The organism is Aureimonas sp. SK2 (assembly GCF_029813115.1).
Taxonomy (GTDB): domain Bacteria; phylum Pseudomonadota; class Alphaproteobacteria; order Rhizobiales; family Rhizobiaceae; genus Aureimonas.
Window position 1 is genome coordinate 1 of the sequence record NZ_JAPZDS010000038.1, and the last position, 7,926, is coordinate 7,926.

A 7,926-nucleotide genomic window follows, 5' to 3' on the forward strand; every position below is an offset into this window, starting at 1 on the left:
ATCGAAGACATATCGGCAGGGACATGGGTGCCTGGGCCTGGTCTCGAAGCGTTCGATACGGCCGGTTGGCCCGATGGCCGGGCTGGGTTCGCGCTGGAAGCGTTGAGTGACCTGGACCTGGACACAACCGTCACCTCGATGCCGGACGAGGTCCGGGGCTGGATCGCGCATGCCGCAGCATGAGATGTTCGCCCCTCCAAAACTTAGCCTGACCGCTCCCGCGGGTCTGAAAGAGCCGCGCCTTTGGGTGCGGCGCCTGGCGATCTGGGAGGCGCCAGGCGGCCAGAAGATCCGCGACATCTCGCTTCGGCCGGGCCTCAACATCGTCTGGTCGCCCGACGGTTTCGATGACGACCATGTGGGCGGCGTGCGTGCCATCGGCCATGGCAGCGGCAAGACGCTGTTCTGCCGCCTGCTGCGCTATTGCCTCGGCGAACAGCGTTTCGCCGACGAAGCCCAGCGCGAACGGATCGCGATCGCCTTCCCTAACGGCATCGTCGGCGCCGAGGTGATGCTCGACGGGGTGTGTTGGGCGGTCGTGCGGCCCTTGGGCATCCGGCGTCGCCATGTCGCCATCGCGGATGGCAACCTCGATGAGATCGCCGCAGGCGACGGCGCGACGACAAGCATCGATCCGCTGATCGAGGCGATCGAGCAGGCGATTGTGACGCCCGCCATCGCCAGTTTGGCTCGCCTTCAGCCGGGCCAGAAGGCATGGCCGATCGCGCTCGCTTTGCTCACGCGCGATCAGGAGTGCCGCTTCGACGACGTTCTCGATTGGCGCTCTCCCGCCTCCGGCTCCGACGCTCCGCTGCCGGCAAGCGGGCGCGAAACCGGACCTCGGCGCGAGGCGCTTCGAGCGTTCCTCATGGCGATCACGGAAGAAGAACAACAAGCCCGGCGCACAGAGGAAGCGCTGCGCGCCGATGTCGCCAATGCGGAACGCGAAATATCCCATATCGAATGGGATCGTGGTCGCCGTCATGCGCGGCTGATCGACCAACTCGATCTCGGCGGACAGACCCTGCCGGAAATGCCTTTGCTCCTCGAGATGTTTCGAAAGGTGGCCGACGGCCAGCTTGCCGCCGCAGCTCAACTCCCAACCGGCGACAACGCTGAGCTGGGGACAGCCCGGAAGGCTTTGCAAGATGCTCACGAAGAACTGAACCGCGCGAACGAGGAGCGTATTCGGTTGGATGCGCAGTTGCCAGCTGAGAAGCAGGTTCTCACCCTGCTCTCGAGCGAAATCCCCGGTCTTTCAACGGCGGCGGAAAATGCAGCGAGTCAGGTCTGCCCAATCTGCGAGGTGCCGATCGACAGGGCTTTGGCGGAGAAGTGCGGCCTCTCGCACAAGCTTCACAACGAAGCCGAATGCCGAGCCCGGCTCACGACGAAACGCCAGGAAATCGGCGACCAGCAGAAGAAGATCGGTGATCTCGAAGCTCAGTTGAAGGCCCTTCAACCGGTCATCGCCTTGGCAAAGCAGAAGGTTGAGCAGACAGAGAAGCGGGCACAAGCCATCGAGAATGTCCGCGATGCGCGCGCATCCGCTTGGCAGGCCGCAACACGCCTAAAAGAGGGCGTCGAGCGCTTTGCTGAACTATCGATCGAACGCGATAATCTGCGAAAGCGCCTGCGCGGCCTAGAGGACAATCTAGTCAAAGAGCGAGAGAGACTTGCCGCCTTCCGGGACAAACAGGGGCTGACCTTCGGCAGGATAACCGAGAAATTTTCGGCCATCATTCGTCGCTTGGTCAACGAGAGCGCAAAAGGGGCGGTCACTCTGAGCGGCAACGGGCTGGAAATCGTTGTCGACGTCGATGGCGATCGCCGTACAGCCGCCATCGAATCCCTGAAGGTGCTGGCGTTCGACCTTGCCTGCCTCTGCCTGAGCATCGAGGGCGCATCGCGCCTTCCTGCCTTCCTCGTTCACGATAGCCCCCGCGAGGCCGACCTCGGCCTCAGCATTTACGACGAGCTGTTCCGCCTGATGCGCGAACTTGAGACGATGACCGAAGCAACGGCTTTTCAGTACATCGTGACGACCACAACTCGTCCTCCCAACGACCTCCGGCACGATCCTTGGCTGAGGCTGACCCTGAAGGGTGCGCCAGGTTCCGACCGCCTGATGGCGCGCGATCTGTAGGCTGGCGATGCTTGAAGCCCCCCAGTCTTTCATCGTCCGCGAAGAATGCGAGAAAGCCGCCTCACAAAACGGCTTTCGCCGCGTTCTGGGCGAAGGGGCCGGGTGGAGAGCTTTCGCGTCTACAACCGCCCACGGCACCATCTATCTGGCCGCCGAAGGCAGCCACGGACCATGGTTTCTCGCCACCGACCATGCCGGCGTTGTTGCTGAATTGGGCTGGCCAACCACTGCCACGCCCGGGCCCGGCACGAGCCGCTACGCCTTCGCCACGCTGAGCGAACTCTACGCAGCGCTGAATCGCGTTTACTCCTTGGCGATCAGTCTCCCTGACGCGCCCTTGCGGGAATTCGAGCGGCGCGTGGCGGATCTGCCGACCACCACCGAGGTCGAGCGCCTGGTCGTGCAGCGGATCGGCCAGGATATCTTTCGAACCCGCCTGTTGGACTACTGGCAGGGACGCTGCCCCCTGACCGGAATCTCCGACCCTCCGTTGTTGCGCGCATCGCACATCATTCCTTGGGCCGAATGCGAAAGCGACGCGGAGCGGCTCGATGTGCATAACGGCCTACTGCTATCCGCGCTGTGGGACGCCGCGTTCGACAGGGCGCTCGTCACCTTCAACGATGATGGAGAACCGGAGTTCTCGCCGACGCTCAGCGATCAAGCGCGTGCCGAACTGCGCTGGCAGTCTCCCATCAAATTGACCGACGGCCATCGCCACCGACTGGCTCGTCACCGCGAGCGACTATCACGCCAAATCGTGAACTGACGCGGAGCATTTACACGCCAAAACACAGCGGCCGATAACGTCTCCTTCCGATCCTACCGTTTAGGGGCGGGGATGCCGGCCTCTCGTTACCTTGCTCTGCGCTCTACATTGAAATCTGTCAGAAAATTGCATATATTTCTGACAGGAGAATTATCGTGCGGCGACTGACCGAACAGATACTGGCGCATGCCGAAGGCTTGCCCGAGGGCGCTCCGATCGCGGCGAAGGGCCTGCTCCATCTCGGCAATCGCGCCGCATTGGATCAAGCATTGTCGCGACTGGCTGAACGTGGCCAGCTGATGCGTGCCGGACGCGGCGTCTATCTGCGCCCTGTTTCGAGCCGGTTCGGCGTTAGGGCGCCTTCTGTCGAGAAGGCCGTCGAAGCCCTCGCGCTCCAGCGCGGTGAAGTCATCGTTTCGAACGGCGCCGCTGCCGCCAATGCGCTCGGGCTCACAACCCAGGTGCCGGTCTTGTCGGTCTATCTGACATCGGGCCGCAGCCGGACGATGAATCTGGGCCAGCAGATCGTCGAGCTGCGGCATGCGCCGCGCTGGCAGTTGGCGTTGGCTGATCGGCCTGCCGGACAGGCCGTGCGTGCGCTCGCCTGGCTGGGGCCGGAGAAGGCGGAAGCCGCGTTGAAGACGTTAAAGCGCAAGCTGCCGTCTTCCACGTTCGGCGAGCTTGTGGCGGCCGCGCCTCAACTTCCGAGCTGGCTGGCCCGAACGGTCGGCAAGGTCGCGCATGGCTGAGGTGTTCCCGAGGCGCTGGTCGAGCGATGCATAGACATCGCCGAACGGGCGAACCGCGCGGCGGAATAATAGGAGTTGGGGGAAGCGTGGGGCTGTATAAAGAGTGGTGCGACGCCACCAAGGAAAAGAACAAGCGCAAGCGCTACTGGACCTATGTCGAGAAGGACGGCGGTCGCGACGAGATTCGCGATGATCTCGCCGAGACGATCCGCTCGCACTACGACCGGCTCGAACGCATAGCCGAGGACGTGGAGCGGCTCGGCTACAAGGTCGCCGCGAAGATCCTCAGCGAGGCGATGCCCCAGACGCCGAAGGGCCGTTCCGGCGATCTCGGCGAGATTCTTGCGACAGAGCTGGTGGAAGAAGAGATCGGCCTGCGCGTCCCTGTGCGCCGCCTTCGCTACAAGGACGGCCGCAACATGGCCATGCGCGGCGATGACTTCATCGGCGCCGGATACGATGGGGCCGGCGAGAATCTCTGGCTCCTGAAAGGTGAAGCCAAGAGCAACGAGAGGCTCGGCAAGGCCACGGTCACGAGCGCTCGCAAGGTGCTCGACCGCGACAATGGACGCTGCACGCCCGATTCCCTGCTGTTCGTCGCCAACCGTCTGTTGGAGAGCAACGACCCGGGCGACAACGAACTGGGCCGCAGCCTTCGCGACGAAGTGGGCCTGAAGTCCCTTCGCGCCGATCGCATCGACCATATGCTCTTCACCGTGTCGGGGAATGGCCCGCACGCTTCGTTGAAGGAGGACCTCGACGCCGCTGGGACCAACCGGGACCACTACGTCGTGAACATTCACGTCGAAGATCACCAGGACTTCATCGCGGCCATGTACCAGGAGGCGGAAGACCTTGGAGACGATTGACGAGCTGACCGCGTTCCTGGCGACCGCGACCGTCGATGGCATCCTCGGGCGCTTGCTCTATCGCGGCGCCGCCTGGTCGCTGATGCGCGAGGAGGGCGTCCTACCGGCGAATGCGCCGCCGCTCGGCGCGACGATCGAAACTGACCTTGCCGAGCACGGCTTTGCCCTGCTTCGGGGTGCGATGGCCCTGCGCGCTCAGGCCGGTGCGTCGGATCTGACCAGCAAGGCATTCGAGCGGGCCGCTAACGCCTTCGAAGCCCTCGTGCGCAACGGCGATCCGGAGTCCCCCGATCGCGGTTTCCGTCGCACGATCGCCGCAGCGGCCTATCACCTGGCGGGCTTCTCGGCCGTCGCTTATTCGCTCTTCAACGAGACGGCGGACGACCTCAATGCCTCGCCGGGCGAAACGGCGATCCAGCACCTGATCCTGCGCGATCTCGGCCAGTTGCGCGGCTTCGTTCGCGGGTGGCTCGACGACGAGGCGCACGGCGACGAGCAGATCGCCGAAACGCTGACGGGCGAAGACCCCGACATCGACGAGGCGCTGTCGACCATTCTCAACACGACGATCTGCCGGGCTCTGGCGTATTTTGACTTCGCGCTCGAGACGGGCGAGGCCGAGCCGATCGAGACCGCGCGAGCATTGCTCGCCACCGCGGTCAGCTTGGCGGACAACGCCGAGAATGTTCCGCTGTGGTGGATATCGAACCTCTGCCGTCACCTGATCGATGACCTCTGGCAGCATTCGCTGCACGAGAACCTGCCGACCGAACCGCCGGAGGGGACGGAGGAAAAATACCCAGACCTGCGCAGGCTGTTCATCTCGTCGCTCTACGCGCGCAAGACGTCCGAGGTGGAGCTGTGGCCGTCGCAGCGCGAAGCGGCCCGGCGCTCCACGGACGTCACCGACGATCTTGTCATCGCCCTGCCGACCAGTGCCGGCAAAACCCGCGTGGCCGAAATCGCCGCGCTGATGACCCTGTCGTCGGCGCGCCGGGTGCTGATCGTCACGCCGCTGCGTGCCCTGTCGGCGCAGACCGAGCGATCCTTCAGGAAGACATTCGCGCCGCTCGGCTTCAGCGTCTCCTCCCTTTACGGTGCCAGTGGCCTTTCGGCTGGCGATGAAGACGCGCTGCGCTCCCGCGAGATCATCATCGCGACGCCCGAGAAACTCGACTTCGCGCTGAGAAGCGACCCGTCGCTGATCGACGATGTCGGCCTGATCGTTCTCGACGAAGGCCACATGATCGGACCGAGCGAACGCGAGATCCGCTACGAGACGCTGGTGCAGCGCTTGCTTCGCCGCGCAGATGCGGCAGACCGCCGGACTGTCTGTCTGTCCGCAATCCTGCCCAGCGGCGACGAACTCGATGATCTGACAGCGTGGATACGCTCCGACGAACCGGGCGATCCGGTGCGTTCCGACTGGCGCCCCACGCGTCAGCGGTTCGGCGCGCTCACCTGGCGGGGCATGGATGCGCGGCTACGGCTTGACCTCGACGACGATGGTCCGTTCCTCGACAAATTCGTCGTGCAGAAACCGGCACGGGGGAAAGAGAAGAAGCCTTATCCGCGCAAAAATTCGCATCTCGCCCTATTCGCTGCATGGGAATTCGCAGGTCAGGGCAAGCGGACCCTGATCTTCTCCACCCAGGCGAACTGGGTCGAGAGCTACGGCAAGCAGGTCGTAGACCTCTGCAAGCGCGGCTATCTGGACTCCCTGTTGGAGGATGAGGCCTCGATCGCCCGCGCCCTGGAGGTCGCCAAGGAGTGGTTGGGCGAGAACCATCCCGCCGTCGCCTGCCTGAAGGCGGGTGTCGCGATCCACCACGGCCGGCTGCCGAGCCCTTTCCTGCGTGAGCTGGAAGCCCTGCTATCCGAGGGAGTCCTGAAGGTCATCGTCGCGTCGCCGACGCTGTCGCAGGGCCTTAACCTCAATGCCGCCGTCCTGTTGGTGCCAGCGCTGTATCGGGCGTCCGAGAAGATCAAGGGCGAGGAGTTCGCGAACGTCGCCGGCCGGGCCGGTCGCGCCTTCGTGGACGTCGAAGGCCTCATCGTCCATGTCATGTTCGATAAGATCGATTGGCGGAAGAAAGAATGGGGGAAGCTGGTCGCCTCCGCCAAGGCCCGCACGCTGAAGAGCGGCCTCATCCAGATCGTTGCCGAGATCCTTGACCGCCTCTCCCGTGAAGGTGTCCTGGATCGCGATGATGCCTGGGAATATCTCGCCAATGCGCGTGAAGCTTGGAGGTCGCCTGAGGAGGAAGCAGCGGTAGCCGAGCGCCTGGCGGCCGGCGCGGAGTATGACGCTGATGGCGACGACGACGGCGGCGGCGAAGACGAGGAGGAAACCATCGACGAGGAGCCGCTCTCGCAAATCGTCGAACGCCTCGACGCGACGGTGTTCGGGCTGATCGAGGCGCTCGATTCCGATCGCGCCGATTTGCCGAAGCTCTTGGACGAGGCGCTCAAGGGATCGCTCTGGGCGCGCCAGATCGCGCGCGAGGACGAGGATGTCGCCCCGCTGCACAGGAAGGTGTTCGAGGCCCGCGCCGATCTCATTTGGAAGACCACCACAGCGCAGGCGCGGCGCGGACATTTCGCCATGGGCGTCGGGCTTGAGGCTGGTCTCACCATCGACGCCATGGCCGACGAGCTGGCCGAACTCCTGGACCGGGCTGATGAGGCGGCGCTGAGCGGCGACATCGACGCACTTGTCGAGGCGCTCGGCGGTCTCGGTGAGCGTCTGCTGTTCATGCGGCCCTTCATCCCCGACAAAGCGAATGCGCTGCCGGCGAATTGGAAGGCTATCCTGCACAGTTGGGTGTCCGGCGAGGATGTGGCCAAGATCGGACCGCAGAACATGCGGGCCGTCGAAGAAGCCTTCACCTATCGCATGGTCTGGGCGCTGGAAGCTGTCCGCACTCGCCGTATGTCCCTAGGCTGGTCGCCGGAAACGGTGGCGGGCGGCGCCGCTGCGGCGGTCGAAACCGGCGTCCCGCAATTCATGATGTCGATGCTGATCCGCGCGGGCCTTCCGTCACGGCGCGCGGCCATGGCGGCGATCGAGGATACCAAGCCGGTCTTCGTCACACCCGCTGAGATGCGGGCCTGGCTCGAATCCGATGAGATCACCGCCTACACGGACGCCGGCAACTGGCCGACGCCCGACACAGCCGCGCTATGGGCGCGGTTCCGAACCGAAGCCCTCAGCGGCGGCATCCAGAAGTGGTCTGTCGAACATTACAAGCGCCTGCTCGATATCGCGGCCGCCCCGCCTGCCGGCCTCTATCGGATCGTCACGGACGAGGGCGATGGGCGGACTTGGCTAGCCACGCCCGACTATCAGCGAGTCGCCGCGTTCAAGAAGCCGGCTGTCGATCCCAAGCCTAG

The 7,926-nt window shown here is 64.3% G+C and carries 6 protein-coding genes; all 6 read left to right on the top strand.

Features of this window, described 5'->3' with window-relative positions:
* Nucleotides 1-183: hypothetical protein (locus tag O5O54_RS21920; protein WP_279483977.1), on the top strand; the 183-nt coding region annotated here is incomplete at its 5' end.
* On the top strand, nucleotides 170-2,146 hold the full coding sequence (locus O5O54_RS21925) for a chromosome segregation protein SMC (protein WP_279483978.1): 1,977 nt from the start codon (nucleotides 170-172) through the stop codon (nucleotides 2,144-2,146). The genes O5O54_RS21920 and O5O54_RS21925, both read left to right, overlap by 14 nt.
* A gap of 7 nt (nucleotides 2,147-2,153) precedes the next feature.
* Nucleotides 2,154-2,915, top strand: coding sequence for an HNH endonuclease (locus O5O54_RS21930; protein ID WP_279483979.1), 762 nt, complete (start codon nucleotides 2,154-2,156; stop codon nucleotides 2,913-2,915).
* A 155-nt stretch (nucleotides 2,916-3,070) separates the two neighbouring features.
* Complete coding sequence (locus tag O5O54_RS21935; protein WP_279483980.1) at nucleotides 3,071-3,664, top strand: DUF6088 family protein; 594 nt, start codon at nucleotides 3,071-3,073, stop codon at nucleotides 3,662-3,664.
* 86 nt (nucleotides 3,665-3,750) lie between these two features.
* A complete protein-coding gene (locus O5O54_RS21940; protein WP_279483981.1) occupies nucleotides 3,751-4,533 on the top strand; it encodes a DUF1837 domain-containing protein in 783 nt (260 codons plus the stop codon).
* Nucleotides 4,520-7,926 (top strand): DEAD/DEAH box helicase (locus tag O5O54_RS21945; RefSeq protein ID WP_279483982.1); only part of this gene is annotated, 3,407 nt, incomplete at its 3' end. The genes O5O54_RS21940 and O5O54_RS21945, both read left to right, overlap by 14 nt.

What these genes read in the sequence shown, in the direction of transcription:
- O5O54_RS21925 (WP_279483978.1), top strand. Translation starts at nt 170, where the DNA reads ATGCCGCAGCATGAGATGTTCGCCCCTCCAAAACTTAGCCTGACCGCT.
- O5O54_RS21930 (WP_279483979.1), top strand. Translation starts at nt 2,154, where the DNA reads ATGCTTGAAGCCCCCCAGTCTTTCATCGTCCGCGAAGAATGCGAGAAA.